23 protein-coding genes are annotated in these 19118 nt (G+C 37.5%); 22 read left to right on the top strand and 1 reads right to left on the bottom strand.

Annotation, left to right across the window (positions count from 1 at the left end; all coding sequences use genetic code 11):
* Window positions 1-46: 46 nt before the first annotated feature.
* Both DQM95_RS08300 and DQM95_RS08295 read left to right on the top strand, forming a co-directional pair.
* A complete protein-coding gene (locus DQM95_RS08300; protein ID WP_037592812.1) occupies window positions 47-943 on the top strand; it encodes a DMT family transporter in 897 nt (298 codons plus the stop codon).
* A 57-nt stretch (window positions 944-1000) separates the two neighbouring features.
* On the top strand, window positions 1001-1237 hold the full coding sequence (locus DQM95_RS08295; RefSeq protein WP_015911823.1) for a GlsB/YeaQ/YmgE family stress response membrane protein: 237 nt from the start codon (window positions 1001-1003) through the stop codon (window positions 1235-1237).
* A gap of 101 nt (window positions 1238-1338) precedes the next feature.
* On the opposite strand, the gene DQM95_RS08290 is transcribed toward DQM95_RS08295, so the two are convergent.
* A complete protein-coding gene (locus tag DQM95_RS08290) occupies window positions 1339-1542 on the bottom strand; it encodes a cold-shock protein (protein WP_015911822.1) in 204 nt (67 codons plus the stop codon).
* A 520-nt stretch (window positions 1543-2062) separates the two neighbouring features.
* Here DQM95_RS08290 and DQM95_RS08285 point away from each other — a divergent pair.
* From DQM95_RS08285 to fabZ, 20 genes are all read left to right on the top strand, one after another.
* Complete coding sequence (locus DQM95_RS08285; RefSeq protein WP_015911821.1) at window positions 2063-2329, top strand: ACT domain-containing protein; 267 nt, start codon at window positions 2063-2065, stop codon at window positions 2327-2329.
* 9 nt (window positions 2330-2338) lie between these two features.
* The gene (locus tag DQM95_RS08280) at window positions 2339-3676 is read left to right on the top strand and encodes a PFL family protein (RefSeq protein WP_111685998.1); all 1338 of its coding nucleotides are present in this window, start codon (window positions 2339-2341) and stop codon (window positions 3674-3676) included.
* A 103-nt stretch (window positions 3677-3779) separates the two neighbouring features.
* Entirely contained in the window at window positions 3780-3941 is a 162-nt protein-coding gene (locus DQM95_RS08275; protein ID WP_015911819.1) for a CsbD family protein, read from the top strand.
* 138 nt (window positions 3942-4079) lie between these two features.
* On the top strand, window positions 4080-4790 hold the full coding sequence (locus tag DQM95_RS08270; RefSeq protein WP_037592750.1) for a histidine phosphatase family protein: 711 nt from the start codon (window positions 4080-4082) through the stop codon (window positions 4788-4790).
* Window positions 4774-5520: a M15 family metallopeptidase gene (locus DQM95_RS08265; RefSeq protein ID WP_111685997.1), complete on the top strand. Its 747-nt coding sequence runs from the start codon at window positions 4774-4776 to the stop codon at window positions 5518-5520. Before DQM95_RS08270 ends, DQM95_RS08265 begins: the two co-directional genes overlap by 17 nt.
* Window positions 5517-6104, top strand: a complete 588-nt coding sequence (locus DQM95_RS08260) for a glycoside hydrolase family 73 protein (RefSeq protein ID WP_037592752.1) — start codon at window positions 5517-5519, stop codon at window positions 6102-6104. Before DQM95_RS08265 ends, DQM95_RS08260 begins: the two co-directional genes overlap by 4 nt.
* Before the next feature lie 129 nt (window positions 6105-6233).
* Window positions 6234-7268, top strand: coding sequence for a heat-inducible transcriptional repressor HrcA (gene hrcA, locus DQM95_RS08255; protein WP_015911815.1), 1035 nt, complete (start codon window positions 6234-6236; stop codon window positions 7266-7268).
* A gap of 44 nt (window positions 7269-7312) precedes the next feature.
* Window positions 7313-7891 (top strand): nucleotide exchange factor GrpE, encoded by a 579-nt coding sequence (gene grpE, locus DQM95_RS08250; RefSeq protein ID WP_015911814.1) that lies wholly within the window; start codon window positions 7313-7315, stop codon window positions 7889-7891.
* 115 nt (window positions 7892-8006) lie between these two features.
* The gene (gene dnaK, locus DQM95_RS08245) at window positions 8007-9833 is read left to right on the top strand and encodes a molecular chaperone DnaK (RefSeq protein ID WP_015911813.1); all 1827 of its coding nucleotides are present in this window, start codon (window positions 8007-8009) and stop codon (window positions 9831-9833) included.
* A gap of 439 nt (window positions 9834-10272) precedes the next feature.
* Window positions 10273-11406: a molecular chaperone DnaJ gene (gene dnaJ, locus DQM95_RS08240; RefSeq protein WP_015911812.1), complete on the top strand. Its 1134-nt coding sequence runs from the start codon at window positions 10273-10275 to the stop codon at window positions 11404-11406.
* A gap of 192 nt (window positions 11407-11598) precedes the next feature.
* Window positions 11599-12390 carry an enoyl-CoA hydratase gene (locus DQM95_RS08235; protein ID WP_015911811.1) on the top strand — a complete coding sequence of 264 codons (792 nt, stop codon included), beginning with the start codon at window positions 11599-11601 and terminating at the stop codon, window positions 12388-12390.
* A gap of 75 nt (window positions 12391-12465) precedes the next feature.
* Complete coding sequence (gene fabT, locus DQM95_RS08230) at window positions 12466-12900, top strand: fatty acid biosynthesis transcriptional regulator FabT (protein WP_015911810.1); 435 nt, start codon at window positions 12466-12468, stop codon at window positions 12898-12900.
* Window positions 12900-13874 carry a beta-ketoacyl-ACP synthase III gene (locus DQM95_RS08225; RefSeq protein WP_037592755.1) on the top strand — a complete coding sequence of 325 codons (975 nt, stop codon included), beginning with the start codon at window positions 12900-12902 and terminating at the stop codon, window positions 13872-13874. Before fabT ends, DQM95_RS08225 begins: the two co-directional genes overlap by 1 nt.
* A gap of 62 nt (window positions 13875-13936) precedes the next feature.
* Window positions 13937-14161 (top strand): acyl carrier protein, encoded by a 225-nt coding sequence (locus DQM95_RS08220; protein WP_015911808.1) that lies wholly within the window; start codon window positions 13937-13939, stop codon window positions 14159-14161.
* A 124-nt stretch (window positions 14162-14285) separates the two neighbouring features.
* Window positions 14286-15287, top strand: a complete 1002-nt coding sequence (gene fabK / locus DQM95_RS08215; RefSeq protein ID WP_257737357.1) for an enoyl-[acyl-carrier-protein] reductase FabK — start codon at window positions 14286-14288, stop codon at window positions 15285-15287.
* A 23-nt stretch (window positions 15288-15310) separates the two neighbouring features.
* Complete coding sequence (gene fabD / locus DQM95_RS08210) at window positions 15311-16243, top strand: ACP S-malonyltransferase (protein ID WP_037592757.1); 933 nt, start codon at window positions 15311-15313, stop codon at window positions 16241-16243.
* The gene (fabG, locus tag DQM95_RS08205; RefSeq protein ID WP_015911805.1) at window positions 16243-16977 is read left to right on the top strand and encodes a 3-oxoacyl-[acyl-carrier-protein] reductase; all 735 of its coding nucleotides are present in this window, start codon (window positions 16243-16245) and stop codon (window positions 16975-16977) included. Before fabD ends, fabG begins: the two co-directional genes overlap by 1 nt.
* Window positions 16978-16992: 15 nt before the next feature.
* Window positions 16993-18225 (top strand): beta-ketoacyl-ACP synthase II, encoded by a 1233-nt coding sequence (fabF, locus tag DQM95_RS08200; protein WP_037592758.1) that lies wholly within the window; start codon window positions 16993-16995, stop codon window positions 18223-18225.
* Window positions 18226-18255: 30 nt separating this feature from the next.
* The gene (locus DQM95_RS08195) at window positions 18256-18696 is read left to right on the top strand and encodes an acetyl-CoA carboxylase biotin carboxyl carrier protein (RefSeq protein WP_230080778.1); all 441 of its coding nucleotides are present in this window, start codon (window positions 18256-18258) and stop codon (window positions 18694-18696) included.
* Complete coding sequence (gene fabZ, locus DQM95_RS08190; protein WP_015911802.1) at window positions 18693-19115, top strand: 3-hydroxyacyl-ACP dehydratase FabZ; 423 nt, start codon at window positions 18693-18695, stop codon at window positions 19113-19115. Before DQM95_RS08195 ends, fabZ begins: the two co-directional genes overlap by 4 nt.
* Window positions 19116-19118 lie beyond the last annotated feature (3 nt).

Genomic DNA, 19118 nt, shown 5'->3' with positions numbered 1-19118 from the left:
TTAAAAAAAAGTGTAGGTGGTCGCCTTGAAAAACAAAGGTTCCTTGATGGTATTAGTGGCAGGAACAGCATGGGGCTTGTCAGGTGTTTCTGGTCAATATTTAATGACACATGGGGTCAACTTGAACCTTCTGACGTCATTACGTCTTATCATTGCTGGCAGTATTTTAGGTCTTTTTACGCTTATCAAGCAAAGAGAAAAAATACGAACTCTTCTTAGTGATAAAAAGGGAGTCAAACAGCTGATTTTCTTTAGTTTAGCTGGACTTCTCATGAATCAGTTTACGTATATGAATGCTATTAAATATACGAATGCTGGAACAGCTACCGTTTTACAATACATGTCACCTGTATTGATTCTGGTGGCTGTATCAGTTGTTGAAAAACGTCTCCCTTCAGTCGCGGAAGCCTTGTCAATTATTCTGGCGGTCCTTGGAACTGTTATTATCGCAACCCATGGCCATTTAGGAAGCTTAGCCATTACTCCAAAAGGACTCTTTTGGGGTGTCTTATCTGCCATTTCTGCAGCCTTATATGTCCTTTTACCTGGTCCAATTGTGGATAAATGGGGAAGTATGCCGGTGATTAGTTTGGCTATGCTATTTTCTGGGATTTTATTTACACTTTTCACTCAACCTTGGCAATATGACCTGCCTTTAACAACTGGCAATGGCATTGCACTAGTCGGTCTTGTTTTAGTTGGAACAATTATCGCCTATACTCTTTTTGTTGAAGGGGCCAGTATTGTAGGTCCAGTCAAGGGCAGTTTGATTGCAGCTGTTGAACCTATTGCTTCTGTCTTTTTTTCAATAATCTTATTGTCCGAAACATTTTATAGCATGGATATCTTAGGAATGCTCCTTATTATGGTAGCTGTCTTACTCATTTCTTTAAGAGATTTTGTTTTCTTGAAAAAGCAGGAACATTTAAAAGAAATGGGTTAAAAAATTTCTTTCAAATACAAATGTGGTATAATGTTGACTATTAAAAGGAGAAAGATTATGATTGGATCGCTTATCGTTGGTGCTATCATCGGGATGATAGCTGGTAAAATTACTGAAAAAGGTGGACAGATGGGCTGTTTCACCAATATTGCGGCTGGATTAATTGGTTCTTCAGTTGGTCAAGCTATTTTTGGACATTGGGGTCCCCACCTTGCAGGAATGGCAATCTTTCCTTCAATTTTAGGAGCAGTCATTGTCGTTGCAGTGGTATCTTATTTTTTAGATAGACCTTAAAAAACTTCTCTGTTTAATCAGAGAAGTTTTTTTTATTATAAGTGGCAAATGTCTATAATTTAATCACAAAAAAACTCTAGTGAAATACTAGAGTTTTAACCTTAAGCTATTTTGCAAATATTTGTAGCTTGAAGTCCACGTTGGCCTTGTTCAAGATCGAAAGACACTTTTTGACCTTCATCTAATGATTTAAAACCATTAGATTGAATTTCTGAGAAATGAGCGAAAACGTCTGTACCGTTTTCTTGAGTGATAAAGCCAAAGCCTTTTTCTGCGTTAAACCATTTTACTGTTCCGTTTGTCATGTAGGGTATACCTCTTTATATTATTTGTAAAAAACTTTGAAAGAGGTAAAACATAGACTAATCTGATACTTTTGACTCAATGAAAACTTATTTACATTCCCTAGTATAACAGTAATTTTAAGGAAGTCAAGCTAAAACTTAAAATAATATAAAAAAATCAAAAAATTAACAAAAAATGACATTACAATAAAAGAAAATTTAAAACCATTTTCTTTTGTTAATTCATTTTATCGTTAGATCATCTTTTCTATAACACCCAAAAAGACAAGACGAGTCAAAATTGGAAATTTGTCCATTTGACACGTCTTGTCTATAGCAACAAAAAATGTCTTATCTTATAATGGTTGCCATGTTTATTATAGGAAAGGAAGGTTGTGAAATGATATCAAAAAAATGACAAATGAGACAAGTTTTGACCTCTTAGTCATCAGTTTCTAAAGAAAGTTCATAATGTCTTGAAAGAAATAGCTTAATGTTTTTTTTTGTGGTAAAATTTTATCTAATATGAGGAGGTGCTTTTATGAAAGCCATAATTACTGTTGTAGGTAAAGATAGCAAAGGAATTGTTGCTGGTGTATCTGGGAAAATAGCCGATCTGGGCATGAATATTGATGATATTTCACAAACGGTTTTAAATGATTATTTCACTATGATGGCTCTGGTATCATGGGAAGAAAAAAAAGATTTTACGCAATTACGTCAAGAATTTGACACCTTTGGTGACAGTCTTCATGTCAAAATCAACATTCAAAGCACTGCCATTTTTGATGCCATGCATAACCTATAGGAGAAAAAGATGGATATAAGACAAGTCCGAGAAACCATCGAAATGATTGAGGAACAACATTTTGATATTCGCACCATAACTATGGGAATCTCCCTATTAGATTGTATTGATCAAAACATTGATCGTGCAGCAGAAAAAATCTATAAAAAGATTACTGAAAAAGCATCACAACTGGTTGCTGTTGGAGATGACATTGCAGCTGAGTTAGGAATTCCAATTGTTAACAAACGTGTTTCCGTAACACCTATTGCTTTGATTGGGGCTGCTACCGATGCCACTGACTATCTTCCACTTGCAAAAGCTTTGGATAAAGCTGCTCATGAGATTGGGGTTGATTTTATTGGTGGTTTTTCAGCCTTAGTTCAAAAAGGCTATCAAAAAGGCGATGAGATCCTTATCAATTCTATTCCAAAAGCGCTAGCAGAAACTCAAAAAGTATGTGCCTCTGTTAATATTGGTTCGACCAAATCAGGAATCAACATGACTGCGGTAGCTGATATGGGACGCATTATTAAGGAAACGGCTGAGCAGTCAGATTTAGGTGCTGCCAAATTGGTTGTTTTTGCAAATGCCGTTGAAGATAATCCATTTATGGCAGGAGCTTTTCATGGTGTCGGAGAGGCTGATGTTGTGATTAATGTTGGTGTTTCAGGTCCTGGGGTTGTTAAACGTGCTTTAGAAAAAGTGAAAGGCGAGAGCTTTGACATTTTGGCTGAAACGGTTAAAAAAACAGCTTTCAAAATTACACGTATTGGACAACTGGTTGGTCAGATGGCAAGTGAACGTTTGGGAGTGAAATTTGGCATTGTCGACTTATCTTTAGCTCCAACGCCGGCTGTTGGAGATTCTGTAGCTCGTGTTCTTGAAGAAATGGGTCTTGAGATGGTTGGGACACATGGAACAACAGCTGCTTTAGCATTGTTGAATGATGCTGTCAAAAAAGGTGGGGTCATGGCTTGTAATCAAGTAGGCGGTTTATCTGGTGCATTTATCCCAGTCTCTGAAGATGAAGGGATGATTGCTGCTGTACGAAATGGTTCCCTAAATTTAGAAAAATTGGAGGCCATGACAGCAATCTGTTCGGTTGGTTTGGATATGATTGCCATTCCTGAAGACACCCCGTATCAAACAATTGCAGCGATGATTGCAGATGAAGCAGCTATTGGTGTTATCAATCAAAAAACGACTGCAGTCAGAATAATTCCAAAAGGTAAAGTAGGGGATATGATTGAATTTGGTGGTTTGTTAGGTGCTGCGCCTGTTATGGCTGTCAATGGCCATTCTTCAGCAGACTTTATTGCGCGTGGTGGTCAAATTCCTGCCCCAATTCATAGTTTTAAAAACTAGGTTAAATTGACCCTTTTGTTTTAAAAGAGATGGTCTCTAACGTTTATGTCTTGCACTATTTTTTAGGAAGTGTTACCATATACCTAACAAAGGAGGTAATACTATGTCACATGAAACGTTAGACCCCAAATTTGAAGAAGTCAAAGGTAAAGCCAAAGAAGCTGCCGGAAAGGTTCTTGGTGATAAACAATTAGAAGTTGAAGGTTTGGTGGAAAAAGAAGTTGGAAAAGCCAAACAAGTTATCGACCAATTGAAGAAAAAGTAAATCCATAAGGTGTCACAGAAGTGATGCCTTTTTTGTATCCTAGTTATTTTTTATCCTCTGGATAGTTAATGACAGCGCTTTGATTTCCCGTCTAAAGCAAATCATGCTATAATGATAAAAGAGAATTTGGAGGATTTTATGACAAAGACGAGATTGTATATTGCCCGGCATGGCAAAACGATGTTTAATACGATTGGTCGTGCTCAGGGTTGGAGTGATACACCATTGACAAAAAAAGGTGAAGAAGGTATCCGTGAACTAGGTCTAGGTTTGAAGGACGCAGCTATCCCTTTTAAAGCTGCGTTTTCCAGTGATTCCGGTAGAACTATGCAAACTATGGAAATCATTCTCCGGGAATCCGAAAATGAATTCCTTCCTTACACACGTGATAAACGGATTCGTGAATGGTGCTTTGGTAGTTTAGATGGTGCTTATGATTCTGAATTGTTTTTAGGGGTATTGCCACGGACCAAAGCTTTTGAGGGACGTGACAATCTAAGAGACGTTCCCTATTCAGAATTGGCTGAAAGTATTGTAGAAGTTGATACGGCTAATTGGGCAGAACCTTGGGAAGTACTACGAAAACGTATTTATGATGGTTTTGAAGCTATTGCACTTTCTCTTCAAAACTCAGGAGGAGGAAATGGTATTGTCGTTAGTCATGGGATGACTATTGGTACCTTTATGTGGTTAATTGACCCTAATCGTGAAAAACAATACATTGACAACGGTAGTGTAACAGTTGTTGATTTTGAGGATGGTAAATTTACAATCCAAACGATTGGAGACATGAGTTATAGACATCGTGGACGTGAAATCATAGAGAAAATGAATGATGAAAAACAATAAATTACTTTCCTTTTTATTTCAACTGTCGGTTATTTTGCTCTTTATTTTTTGTCTTTTCTACTATATAAAGGCTGAAAAAGAGCCGGCAAAGACTACTCAAAAAGAAACCTTGCAAAAACAGACAGTAGCTAAGCAAGATTCTCAAAAGGATTTGCCAAACGTTTCCATTGATGATTGGGACTTGGTTCTAGTTAATCGAGATCATCCAAAAGAGGAAATGAATCCTGAGTTAGTTGACATTAATGGCATCTCTGTCGATAAACGGATTGCTGATGCTACTGCAGAGTTTCTTGCTGCCGCCCAGGCAGTGAATGCTCAAGAGCATCTGATTTCTGGTTATCGAAGCGTTGCCTATCAAGCGGAGCTTTATCAATCTTATGTGTCTCAGGAAATGGCTAATGATCCGAGTTTAACGCAAGAGGCTGCGGAAGCTATTGTCCAAACCTACTCACAACCGGCTGGATCAAGCGAACATCAAACAGGCCTTGCGATTGATATGAGTACAGTAGATGCATTAAATCAGAGTGATGTCGAAACTGTCAAACAAGTGACTGCTTTAGCTCCTAAATATGGTTTTATCTTGCGCTTTCCAGATGGGAAACAGGAGTCAACCGGAGTCGGCTATGAAGATTGGCATTTTCGCTATGTTGGAAAAAAATCAGCAGCTTATATCAGCAAGCATCAAATATCATTAGAAGAGTATATTAAGTTATTGAAGGAGAAAAAATGAGAAATCGACTGACTTTTTCCTATTTCATAGGTATATTTTTGACTTTTCTTTTTCTTTTGGTTACTCCTTTAATTGTGAACAGTCAAGCTAGTCAAGCTGGGAAATTGGTGACAGTACCCTATTCTAAAAAAGAATTTATCACAACAATTGCTAACGAGATTAAGCCTTATGCAAAAGCTTATGGCATTAGGCCGTCCATTATCATTGGTCAAGCGGTTCTAGAAAGTCAAAGTGGGCAAACCCTTTTGGCCTCTCGCTATCATAACCTTTTTGCAATAGAATCAAGACCTGGAAAAGACGGAGTAACCTTAGTCACCAATAGACCCTTAGGTAATCATCCTGTCTCTAGCAAGGTCCGTTTCATCCAATATAAAGATTGGGAAGCCGCTATTCGTGATTATTTCCTTACCCTAAGGTCTGGTGATGTTTGGGACAAACACTTCTATCGTACACTTGCAACTTCAGAAGGTTATAAAGGACCTGCTCAAGCTATCGAGGATTATCTTTATTCATATGATAAAAATTATTCTGATAAATTGATCAAAACAATAGAAGAAAATGATTTAACGCAATATGATCGGTAAAATTAGCACTCTAAGAAAAGAGTGCTAATTTTTTGTGTTTTTTCCTTGACAGTATTTTTTTATAGAGTATAATGGAAATATAAGTTAGCAGTCTTATTATCAGAGTGCTAAACGAAAGGGGGAGTGCTGGTGATAACGGAACGCCAAAATGAGATTTTAAATCTGATTATTGACTTGTTTACACAAACGCATGAACCTGTGGGTTCCAAAGCGCTTCAAGCTAGTATTGAAACAAGCAGTGCCACTATTCGAAATGAAATGGCAAAGCTTGAAAAATTAGGGCTTTTGGAAAAAGCTCACACGTCAAGTGGAAGAATGCCAAGTCCTGCTGGATTTAAGTATTTTGTCGAACATTCCTTAAGCCTCGATAGTGTCGATGAGAGTGACATCTATCAATTGGTTAAAGCTTTTGATTTTGAAGCTTTTCGCTTAGAAGATATTTTAGCAAAAGCAAGTCAAGTTTTAGCAGATATGACGCACTACTCGGTAGCTATCTTAGATGTTGAACCATCCCATCAAAAACTGACGGCTTTTGATATTGTTCAACTCTCTAATCATGATGCCTTAGCAGTATTGAATTTGGATGAATCAAAACCTCAAACAGTTCAATTCGCCATTCCCAAAAATTTTTTAACCAGAGACTTGGTTAAAATTAAGGAAATTGTTGATGAACGCCTGCTAGGTAGAAATCTGATGGATGTCCATTATAAATTAAGAACAGAGATACCTCAAATTTTACAGAAGTATTTCACCGTTACAGATAATGTTTTGGATTTATTTGAATACATTTTTCGGGAGTTATTCCAAGAAAGTATTTTTGTTTCAGGTAAGGTCAATGCATTGGAGTATGCTGGTCTTGACACTTACCAGTTTTTAAATAATGAACAACATCTAGCCTTTACGATACGGCAAGGAATGTCTGAAAATGAGATGGCAACAGTTCAGGTTGCTGACAGTAATGAACCAGCACTAGCAAATCTGAGTTTGTTGACCTACAAATTTTTAATTCCCTATCGTGGTTTTGGCTTGCTAAGCTTAATTGGACCTATTGATATGAATTATCGTCGGAATGTTAGTTTAATCAATGTGATGGGACGTATCTTAGCAATTAAGCTAAGGGATTACTATCGTTACCTAAACAGTAATCATTACGAAGTTAATTAGAGAAGTTAATTAGAAAAGAAAATAAGAGAGAAAGAGGTGCTTCCATGTCACATAAACATGAAGAAGACATCAAAAAAGATGACCTTGAAGAAATCATTGAGGAAAATCCTGAAACCTCAGCTGAAAACCTTGATGAAAAAGCTGACGAAAAGAAAACGAACGATGACAATTCAGAAGTTGACGAAAAATCTGAATTAGAAATCGCAAATGAACGTGCCGAAGAGTTTGAAAACAAATACCTTCGTGCTCATGCTGAAATGCAAAATATTCAACGCAGAGCAAATGAGGAACGTCAATCCTTGCAACGATTTCGTTCACAGGATTTAGCCAAAAAAATCTTACCAAGTTTAGACAATCTTGAGCGTGCTCTAGCTGTGGAAGGGTTGACAGATGATGTTAAAAAAGGAATAGAAATGGTGCAAGAAAGTTTAATTCAAGCCCTGAAAGAAGAAGGGATTGAAGAAGTACCATTAGAAACCTTTGATCATAATATTCATATGGCAGTTCAAACACTACCAGCTGATGAAGAACATCCAGCAGATACCATTGCACAGGTCTTCCAAAAAGGTTATAAGCTCCATGAACGTTTGTTAAGACCAGCCATGGTTGTTGTCTACAATTAAAGCTTTTCCTGCTCAGCCATTGCGAAGGTACTGAGCTCTAAAAACAAAAAACACTGATTCGACCGCCAAGTCGTTAAACTAGACTAGTATAAGAAAATATAAGAGGTAAAAAAACATGTCAAAAATTATTGGTATTGACTTAGGTACAACTAACTCAGCTGTCGCAGTTCTTGAAGGAACTGAAAGCAAAATCATCGCAAATCCAGAAGGTAATCGTACAACTCCTTCAGTTGTTTCTTTCAAAAATGGTGAAATCATTGTTGGTGACGCAGCTAAACGACAAGCAGTGACAAATCCAGATACTGTTATTTCAATTAAATCTAAAATGGGTACTTCTGAAAAAGTATCAGCTAATGGTAAAGATTATACACCACAAGAAATTTCAGCAATGATTCTTCAATACCTTAAAGGTTATGCAGAAGATTATTTAGGTGAAAAAGTTGAAAAAGCTGTTATTACTGTCCCAGCTTACTTCAACGATGCACAACGTCAAGCTACTAAAGATGCAGGTAAAATTGCTGGTCTTGAGGTAGAACGTATTGTTAACGAACCAACTGCTGCAGCTCTTGCCTATGGTATGGATAAAACTGATAAAGATGAAAAAATCTTGGTATTTGACCTTGGTGGTGGTACATTTGACGTTTCAATCCTTGAATTAGGTGATGGTGTCTTCGATGTTCTTGCAACAGCTGGTGATAACAAACTTGGTGGTGACGACTTTGACCAAAAAATTATTGATTACTTGGTTGAAGAATTCAAAAAAGAAAATGGCATCGACTTATCACAAGATAAAATGGCTTTACAACGTTTGAAAGACGCAGCAGAAAAAGCTAAAAAAGATTTATCTGGTGTCACTCAAACTCAAATTAGCTTGCCGTTTATCACTGCTGGTGCAGCAGGTCCACTTCACTTAGAAGTAAGCTTAACGCGTGCTAAATTTGATGATTTAACGCGTGATCTTGTTGAACGTACAAAAGTTCCTGTACGTCGTGCCCTTTCAGATGCAGGATTATCATTATCAGAAATTGATGAAGTTATTTTAGTAGGTGGTTCAACTCGTATCCCTGCAGTTGTTGAAGCTGTTAAGGCTGAAACAGGAAAAGAACCAAATAAATCTGTTAACCCAGATGAAGTTGTAGCTATGGGTGCTGCTATTCAAGGTGGGGTTATCACAGGTGATGTTAAAGATGTTGTTCTTCTTGATGTTACACCATTGTCACTTGGTATTGAAACAATGGGTGGTGTTTTCACAAAATTAATTGAACGCAACACTACCATCCCAACTTCTAAATCACAAGTCTTCTCAACAGCAGCTGATAATCAACCTGCAGTAGACATTCATGTTCTTCAAGGGGAACGCCCAATGGCAGCAGATAATAAGACATTAGGACGTTTCCAATTAACAGATATTCCGGCAGCTCCTCGTGGTATTCCACAAATTGAAGTTACTTTTGACATTGACAAAAACGGTATTGTTTCTGTTAAAGCTAAAGATTTAGGTACTCAAAAAGAACAACACATTGTCATTAAATCAAATGATGGTTTGAGCGAAGAAGAGATCGAACGCATGATGAAAGATGCTGAAGCAAATGCTGAAGCAGATGCAAAACGTAAAGAGGAAGTTGATCTTAAAAACGAAGTTGATCAAGCAATCTTCACAACTGAAAAAACGATTAAAGAAACTGAAGGTAAAGGTTTTGATACTGAACGTGATGCAGCTCAAGCAGCACTTGATGAATTGAAAGCTGCTCAAGAATCTGGTAATGCAGATGATATGAAAGCAAAATTAGAAGCATTAAATGAAAAAGCACAAGCTTTAGCGGTTAAAATTTACGAACAAGCTGCAGCAGCACAACAAGCAGCTCAAGGAGCTGAAGGTGCACAATCAAGCGACTCAGCAAACAATGATGATGTAGTAGATGGTGAGTTTACGGAAAAGTAAAACTATTCAGTGAATGGTTTTAGCCCCGAACCAAAAAATAGAAAAATGAGGGGAAATGTCTAGTGAACATTTTTATCCCGGGCCTTGACATACAAAAGCGAGGCTATTGAGTGAATGGTTTTCGCCCCAAACCTTAAAAAGGAGGGGGGATTTCCGATAATCCAAGATTTTTGTAATACTTTTTTCGAAAATCTAACCTTGCATATATCCGAATTCAGAGGTTGTACCCAGCCTCTGTTTTTGGGTAAAATGACCCTTTTAATTTAAAAGAAAGGAATGATAGTGTTCTAAACTGAACACGGGCTACCAGGTAATTTAGTTTTTGAAACTGAATACGCCTACGACTCTGTGAAAAAAGAGAAAATCTCCAAGATGCTAGCATCTTCGTCGACTTTCCTATTTTTCTTTGAGTCGCTTAACGGCTTAATATCTTAATTATATGAACAATACAGAATTTTACGATCGTCTAGGGGTATCAAAAGATGCCTCACAAGACGAAATAAAAAAAGCCTATCGTAAGATGTCAAAAAAATACCATCCAGACATCAATAAAGAACCAGGAGCGGAACAAAAATATAAGGACGTTCAAGAAGCCTATGAAACATTAAGTGATGCACAAAAAAGAAGCGCCTATGATCAATACGGTGCGGCTGGTGCCCAAGGTGGTTTTGGTGGTGGCGGCTTTGGTGGCTTTGATGGTGGTGGCTTCGGCGGTTTCGAAGATATCTTCTCAAGCTTCTTTGGTGGTGGCGGTGGGATGCGTAATCCCAATGCACCTCGACAAGGTGATGACCTACAATATCGGGTTAATCTGACTTTTGAAGAAGCCATTTTCGGAGTTGAAAAAGACGTTTCCTATCATCGTGAAGCAACTTGTCACACCTGTGCAGGATCTGGGGCTAAACCTGGAACAAGTCCAGTAACTTGTGGACGTTGTCATGGATCAGGGGTAATCAATGTAGATACACAAACACCTCTTGGTATGATGCGTAGACAGGTGACTTGTGATGTTTGTCATGGAAGTGGTAAAGAAATCAAAGAACCTTGTCAAACCTGTCACGGTACTGGTCATGAAAAGGAAACACATAAGGTTTCTGTAAAAATTCCAGCGGGTGTCGAAACTGGACAGCAGATTCGCCTTCAAGGTCAAGGAGAAGCTGGATTTAATGGTGGTCCTTACGGAGATTTATTTGTTGTACTTAATGTATTACCAAGTCAAAAATTTGAACGAAATGGGTCAACCATCTATTACAACTTGAACATTAGTTTCGTTCAAGCTGCTTTAGGTGATACAGTTGATATTCCAACTGTGCATGGTGATGTCGAAATGGCCATTCCAGCAGGAACCCAAACAGGGAAAGTTTTCCGACTAAAAGGAAAAGGTGCACCAAAATTACGAGGTGCTGGACAAGGTGATCAACACGTAACAGTTAATATTGTGACACCAACTAAATTAAATGAAAAACAAAAAGAAGCACTGCGAGCTTTTGCTGAGGCAAGTGGTCAAGAAATTTCTACTCCAAAGAAAAAGGGATTCTTTGATAAAATGAAAGATGCCCTTGAGGACATTTAAGAAAAAGGTTAAGATTTTTTCTTAACCTTTTTCTGATACTCTTTTTGTCAACAATTTCTAAAAGTAAGTGATATTTTTACTTGAACAAATAAAAAAACTATTGTAAAATAAAACAGGTAATTAATTTGATAATCAAACCATTTTGCAATAAAACTATTTTTCGAATTAAGAAAATAAAGAAAGAAGGTTATTATGACTTATCAAAATATTGAAGTTACCTTTGAAAAGGATTTAGCAACGATTGTATTAAATCGACCAGAGGTTTCAAATGGTTTTAATATCCCTATGTGTCAAGAAATTCTTGATGCTATAGCGATTGTTGAAAAGAATAGCGATATCCGGTTTTTATTAATCAAAGCTAATGGAAAAGTTTTTTCTGCTGGTGGTGATTTAAAAGAAATGGAGGATGCTGTTGAAAAGGACGATGTTCAATCTTTGGTTGATATTGCAAAATTGGTCCAGGAAATTTCTTTTGCGATAAAACAATTACCAAAACCTGTTATCTTACTGACAGATGGTGCAGTGGCGGGTGCGGCTGCTAATATCGCTTTAGCAGCAGATTTTTGCATTTCAAGTCTTCAAACAAAGTTTATACAGGCTTTTGTTAATGTTGCTTTGGCACCGGATGCGGGAGGTTTGTTCTTGTTAACCCGCGCTGTTGGTCTCAATAGAGCTACGCATTTAGTTATGACAGGTGATGCAGTCTCAGCTGAAAAAGGTGTGGAATACGGTTTTGTTTATAAAGCTGTTGAATCTGAGAACCTAGAAAAAACCCTTAATCAACTACTAAAACGTTTGAGACGTGGTTCTTCAAATTCTTATGCGGCCATGAAAAAACTTATTTGGCAAAGTCTCTTTAAAGGTTGGGAAGCATATGCAAGTTTAGAGTTAGACTTACAAGAAGAGCTTGCTTTTAAAGAAGATTTTAAAGAGGGTGTAAGAGCCTTTGCGGAAAGACGATTACCGCAATTTCAAGGGGAGTAATAACTTAAATCTTGCAAAAAACTTTGCTATTTGATATAATTTGACAGTCAAAGTTTATTGTTAGGAGGTCTTGTCTTGGAATATCATAAAATTAATGATTATCTTGTTGATATCTTCAACCGTATATTGGTTATTGAAGAGATTAGTCTAAAAACGAGTCAATTTAGTGATGTATCGTTAAAAGAAATGCATACAATTGAAATCATTGGAAAATACGATGATGTAACCCCAAGTGATATTGCAAGAGAGCTCATGGTGACATTAGGAACCGTGACGACAAGTCTTAATAAACTTGAGGCAAAGGGTTATATTGAAAGAAGACGCTCCAGTACAGACAGGCGGGTTGTCTATCTGTCGTTGACAAAGAGAGGTCGACTTCTTGACCGATTGCATGCTAAATTCCACAAAAATATGGTTGGGCATGTGGTCAAGGATATGGATGAAGAGGCAATAAAGGCATTACTAAGAGGCTTAGAAAATCTTCACCAGTTTTTGGAGGATTTAATCTAATGACTTATAGTAAAATTAGTCAAGCAGCGCATCATCTTCCGGAGCAAGTCATTAGTAATGACGATTTATCCTTGATTTTGGAGACAAATGATCAATGGATTTCCTCACGGACCGGAATTAAAGAAAGAAGAATTTCACGTTCTGAAAATACCAGTGATTTAGCGAGTCGAGTTGCTGAAAAATTGTTAGAAAAGGCAAATATTGACGCAACTGAGATCGATTTTATCATAGTAGCGACCATTACGGGAGATTCCATTATGCCTTCTGTTGCAGCAAAAGTTCAAGGAACTATTGGTGCAACACATGCTTTTGCTTTTGATATGACAGCAGCTTGTAGTGGATTTGTCTTTGCATTAGCTATGGCAGATAAATTGATAAGGTCTGCTTCTTATCAAAAAGGTCTCGTCATAGGTGCGGAAGTCCTTTCTAAATATTTGGATTGGGAAGATCGCTCGACGGCTGTCCTTTTTGGAGATGGAGCTGGAGGAGTCTTGGTTGAGGCTTGTTCTGAACAACACTTTATGGCTGAATCACTCCATACAGATGGTTCTAGAGGTCAAAACTTAACATCAGGTAATAATCCTTTGCGCTCACCTTTTTCTGATAGCGAGGAGGCCAGTCCTCTCATTAAGATGGATGGCAGAGCCATTTTTGACTTTGCTATCAGAGATGTCTCAAAAAGTATTATAAGCTTGCTGGAGGAATCGTCAGTGACGGCGGAAGAAATTGATTATTTCTTATTACATCAAGCAAATCGTCGCATTTTAGATAAGATGGCGAGGAAAATAGGTTGTCCACGAGACAAATTTCTAGAAAATATGATGACCTATGGCAATACTAGTGCAGCAAGTATTCCAATCCTCTTATCTGAGTCAGTTGAAAAGGGACTCATTTTATTAGATGGTAGCCAAAAAGTCTTACTCTCTGGCTTTGGCGGAGGTTTGACATGGGGAAGTCTAATTGTTAAAATCTAGTTATATCATGTGTCTAACACATTTATAAAAATAAAATAGAAACATTTTTAAGGAGAAATAAAATGTCAGTTTTTGAAAAAGTTCAAGAAATTATTGTTGAAGAATTAGGAAAAGAAGCAGAAGAAGTTAAAATGGAAACAACCTTTGATGATTTAGACGCGGATTCACTTGATGTGTTCCAAGTTATTTCAGAAATTGAAGATGCCTTCGATATCCAAATTGAAACTGAAGAAGGTTTAAATACTGTTGGCGATTTAGTTGCTTACGTTGAAGAAAAAATGAAATAAGCATAAATTAGTTATCAACTAAAAATAACTCTTTTAGTTGAATCATCATCATAGAGGGTGAGATTAGCCCCTGTATCAGGAACTAACTCACTCTTTCATTATTTTTATATAGTTTGATTATCAAATTAATTTTTATCCGCAAAAGAAGGTAACTATGAAAACACGAATTACAGAATTACTAAATATTAAATATCCCATTTTTCAAGGTGGTATGGCTTGGGTAGCAGACGGCGATTTAGCAGGAGCTGTTTCAAATGCAGGTGGATTGGGTATAATTGGTGGTGGAAACGCCCCTAAAGAAGTTGTAAAAGCTAATATTGATCGTGTCAAATCAATAACCAAAAATCCATTTGGTGTTAATATCATGCTCTTGTCGCCTTTTGCTGATGACATTGTTGATTTAGTGATTGAGGAGGGTGTCAAAGTAGTTACTACAGGTGCAGGAAATCCTGGAAAATATATGGAACGACTCCATGCAGCTGGAATTATTGTCATACCAGTTGTCCCAAGTGTTGCCTTAGCCAAACGAATGGAAAAATTAGGAGTTGATGCTGTCATTACGGAAGGCATGGAGGCAGGGGGACACATTGGTAAATTAACGACAATGACATTGGTTCGTCAAGTTGTTGAAAGTATTTCCATTCCAGTTATTGCAGCAGGTGGTATTGCTGATGGAAGAGGGGCAGCGGCTGCTTTTATGTTAGGAGCCGAAGCGATTCAAGTTGGAACACGATTTGTCGTTGCCAAAGAATCTAATGCCCATCAAAATTTCAAAGATAAAATCTTAAAAGCTAAGGATATCGATACTGTGGTTTCCGCTCAAGTTGTTGGACATCCTGTAAGATCCCTAAAAAACAAACTAACCTCAGCATATGCAAAAGCAGAAAAAGAGTTTTTAGCTGATCGAAAATCGGCTGGAGATATTGAAGAGATGGGGGCAGGAGCACTCAGAAATGCGGTAGTAGATGGTGATGTTGAACATGGATCTGTTATGGCTGGTCAAATTGCTGGTCTCGTTCAGAAAGAAGAAAGCTGTCAAGATATTATTGAAGATTTATTTTATGGAGCTGCAGACATTATCCAAAAAGAAGCAAAACGCTGGCAAATGGTTACAAAACCAAAATAACTAAGAAATATTGAGGACATGATATGACAAAGCGTGCATTTTTATTTGCGGGTCAAGGGGCCCAAAAACTAGGAATGGCAAGAGATTTTTATGATGCTTATCCTATGGTAAAAGATTTATTTGATCGTGCAGAAGGCATTTTAGGTTATGATTTACGATTGCTGATTGACACTGATGAGGAAAAGTTGAATCGGACACGTTATACGCAACCAGCTATTTTGACAACATCGGTCGCAATTTTTAAAGTTTTACAGAGTCATGGATTATATCCGGATTTGGTTGCGGGCTTATCTCTTGGTGAATATTCTGCACTCGTAGCTTCGGGAGCCCTATCCTTTGATGATGCTCTTCAATTAGTTGCAAAACGTGGTCAATTCATGGAAGATGCTGCTCCGGCAGGTTCTGGAAAAATGATTGCCGTCTTAAATACTGATGCTAAATTGATTGAAGAGATTTGTGAAGAAGCCTCTTCAGTAGGAGTGGTTTCGCCGGCAAATTATAATACTCCAGGTCAGATTGTCATTGGTGGTGAAACTAAAGCTGTCAATCATGCCTTAGAATTATTGAAAGAAAAGGGTGTAAAACGCTTGATACCTTTAAATGTATCTGGTCCCTTCCATACAGCGCTTTTAGAACCTGCTAGTAAAAATTTAAGTTTAGAATTAGCCAAGGTAAAATTCAAAGATTTTTCTCTACCCCTAGTTGGTAATACTGAGGCTGATATTATGACAAAAAAACGTATTCCAGAACTATTAGAAAGACAAGTAATGGAACCTGTTCGTTTTTATGATAGCATCACAAAATTACAAGAACTTGGATGTGAAGAAGTCATTGAAATTGGTCCAGGAAGTGTTTTAAGTGGCTTTATTAAAAAAATTGATAAAAACCTTCAGTGTACTAGTATTTCAGACATAACAGCATTAAGATATTATTTTGAAGAAAAGGATGGACATTAATGGAAATTAAAGGAAAAAATGTTTTTATTACAGGTTCAAGCAGAGGCATTGGTTTAGCTATTGCGAAAGAATTTTCATCTTTAGGTGCAAATATAGTATTAAATGGTCGTTCAAATCTTAATCCAGAAGTCATGGATTTTTTTAAAGGTGCAGAAGGAAAAGTCATCTTTGTTTCAGGTGATGTTTCAAATCAAGCAGACGCAGATAGGATGGTTCAAGAAGCTACTGACCAATTAGGTGCAATTGATGTTTTAGTCAATAATGCTGGCATAACATTTGATAAATTAATGCTAAAAATGACACAGGAGGATTTCGAAACGGTTCTTCGAATCAACTTAATTGGGGCATTTAACATGACTAAATCAGTCTTAAAACCGATGTCTAAAGCTAGACAAGGTGCTATCATCAACCTATCAAGTGTCGTTGGGCTGACAGGGAATATTGGTCAGGCTAATTATGCTGCCTCTAAAGCTGGTCTTATAGGCTTTACTAAATCGGTTGCGCGTGAAGTTGCTAGTCGTGGTGTCACCGTTAATGCCATTGCACCTGGTTTCATTGAATCAGATATGACTGAAATTCTTTCCGAAAAAACCAAAGATAGCATTCTCAGCCAGATTCCTATGAAACGAATTGGGAAGTCAGAAGAAGTTGCTAAGTTAGCAAGCTATTTAGCCAGTCAAAATTATATAACTGGCCAAGTTATTGCCATCGATGGTGGCATGACCATGCAATAAGATAGAGGTAATAAGATGACATTTAATAGAGTAGTTGTAACAGGTTACGGAGTCACATCTCCAATTGGAAATACACCCCAGGACTTTTGGTCAAGTCTAAAAAATGGTAAAATTGGTATTGGTCCAATTACAAAATTTGATACAGACGATTTTATCGTTAAAAATGCAGCTGAGATATCGGATTTTCCATTCGATAAATACTTTGTCAAAAAAGATTTAAATCGCTATGACATGTATTCATTATATGCCTTATATGCTTCATTAGAAGCCGTAAACAATGCACAACTTGATATTGAAACCGTTGATTCTGATCGCATGGGAGTTATTGTAGCGACAGGAATTGGTGGCATTCATGAAATTGAAGAACAAGTCATTCGTTTGCATGAAAAAGGGTCTCGACGTGTGAAACCCATGACCTTACCTAAAGCATTACCGAATATGGCGGCTGGTAACGTTGCTATGACCTTAAAAGCTCATGGGGTTTGCAAGTCAATTAATACTGCCTGCGCTTCATCAAATGATGCAATTGGTGATGCCTATCGCCATATTAAATTTGGTATACAAGACGTGATGATTGTTGGTGGTGCAGAAGCAGCAATCACCAAATTTGCCATTGCTGGTTTCCAAAGTTTGACTGCTCTATCCACAACAGAAGATCCAACACGTGCTTCTATTCCATTTGATAAGGACAGGAATGGATTTATCATGGGTGAAGGTTCAGGAATGTTGGTATTAGAGAGTTTAGAGCATGCTCAAAAACGTGGAGCAACAATTCTAGCAGAAATTGTTGGCTATGGGAATACCTGTGATGCTTATCATATGACTTCACCACATCCCGAAGGTTTAGGTGCTCGTAAAGCCATGCATTTGGCCTTGCAAGAAGCAGGAATAAGTGCCAGTGACATTGATTATGTCAATGCCCATGGAACATCAACACCGGCTAATGAAAAAGGTGAGAGTCAAGCTATTGTTGCGGTTCTTGGCAAAGAAGTACCGGTTTCATCAACCAAATCATTTACTGGACATTTATTAGGTGCTGCTGGAGCTGTTGAAGCTATTGCAACGATTGAAGCAATGAAAAATAGCTATATTCCTATGACAGCAGGAACCAAAGAACTATCTGATGACATTGAAGCTAATGTTATTTTTGGACAAGGAAAAGAAGCAGAAATTCGATACGCCATGTCAAACACATTTGGTTTTGGCGGACATAATGCGGTTCTAGCTTTCAAAAATTGGGAGGGATAATTTTTGAATATTCAAGAAATAAAAGAGTTGATGATGCAATTCAATCAGTCTGATATCAGGGAATTTACTTTCAAATCAGGAGAAGAAGAATTGCATTTCAGTAAGAATGAAAGACCAATTAATGAGAGTCAGCCAACTCTTTTGACAGTAACAAGCGACAAAACACAAGCTGACTCTCCGATATCAGAACATATGGAATCTCTGAAAGCTGATGATCCGACCGTAGGTGAAGTCAGTGGGGAATTGGTAGAAAGTCCTTTAGTGGGGATTGCTTACTTATCACCAGGTCCTGGAAAAGATAATTTTGTAACTGTAGGTGATCAAGTCAAAAAAGGACAAACCTTAATGATTATTGAAGCGATGAAAGTGATGAATGAAATTCCTGCTCCAAAAGATGGCGTTATCACTGAAATTCTTGTAGACAATGAGGAAATCCTTGAGTTTGGAAAAGGTTTGGTGCGCATCAAATGATAGACATCAAAGACATTCAAGAAGCTCTTCCACACCGTTACCCAATGCTTTTGGTTGATCGCGTTTTAGAGGTTAGTGATGATCACATTGTAGCTCTGAAAAATGTTACCATCAACGAACCCTTTTTTAATGGCCACTTTCCACATTATCCTGTCATGCCAGGAGTTCTCATAATGGAGGCTCTTGCTCAAACAGCAGGAGTGCTTGAATTATCAAAAGAGGAAAACAAAGGAAAACTTGTATTTTATGCGGGTATGGATAAGGTTAAATTCAAAAAACAAGTCATACCTGGTGATCAACTCATTATGACAGCGACCTTTATCAAACGACGAGGGACTATTGCTGTTGTTGAGGCAAAAGCAGAAGTAGATGGAAAACTAGCAGCAAGTGGAACCTTAACCTTTGCAATAGGTAGCTAGAAA

Origin of the sequence: Streptococcus uberis, assembly GCF_900475595.1 — a bacterium.
Classification (GTDB): domain Bacteria; phylum Bacillota; class Bacilli; order Lactobacillales; family Streptococcaceae; genus Streptococcus; species Streptococcus uberis.
The sequence above is the reverse complement of the archived record's forward strand: the minus strand, read 5'-3'. Positions and strand labels throughout refer to the sequence as shown.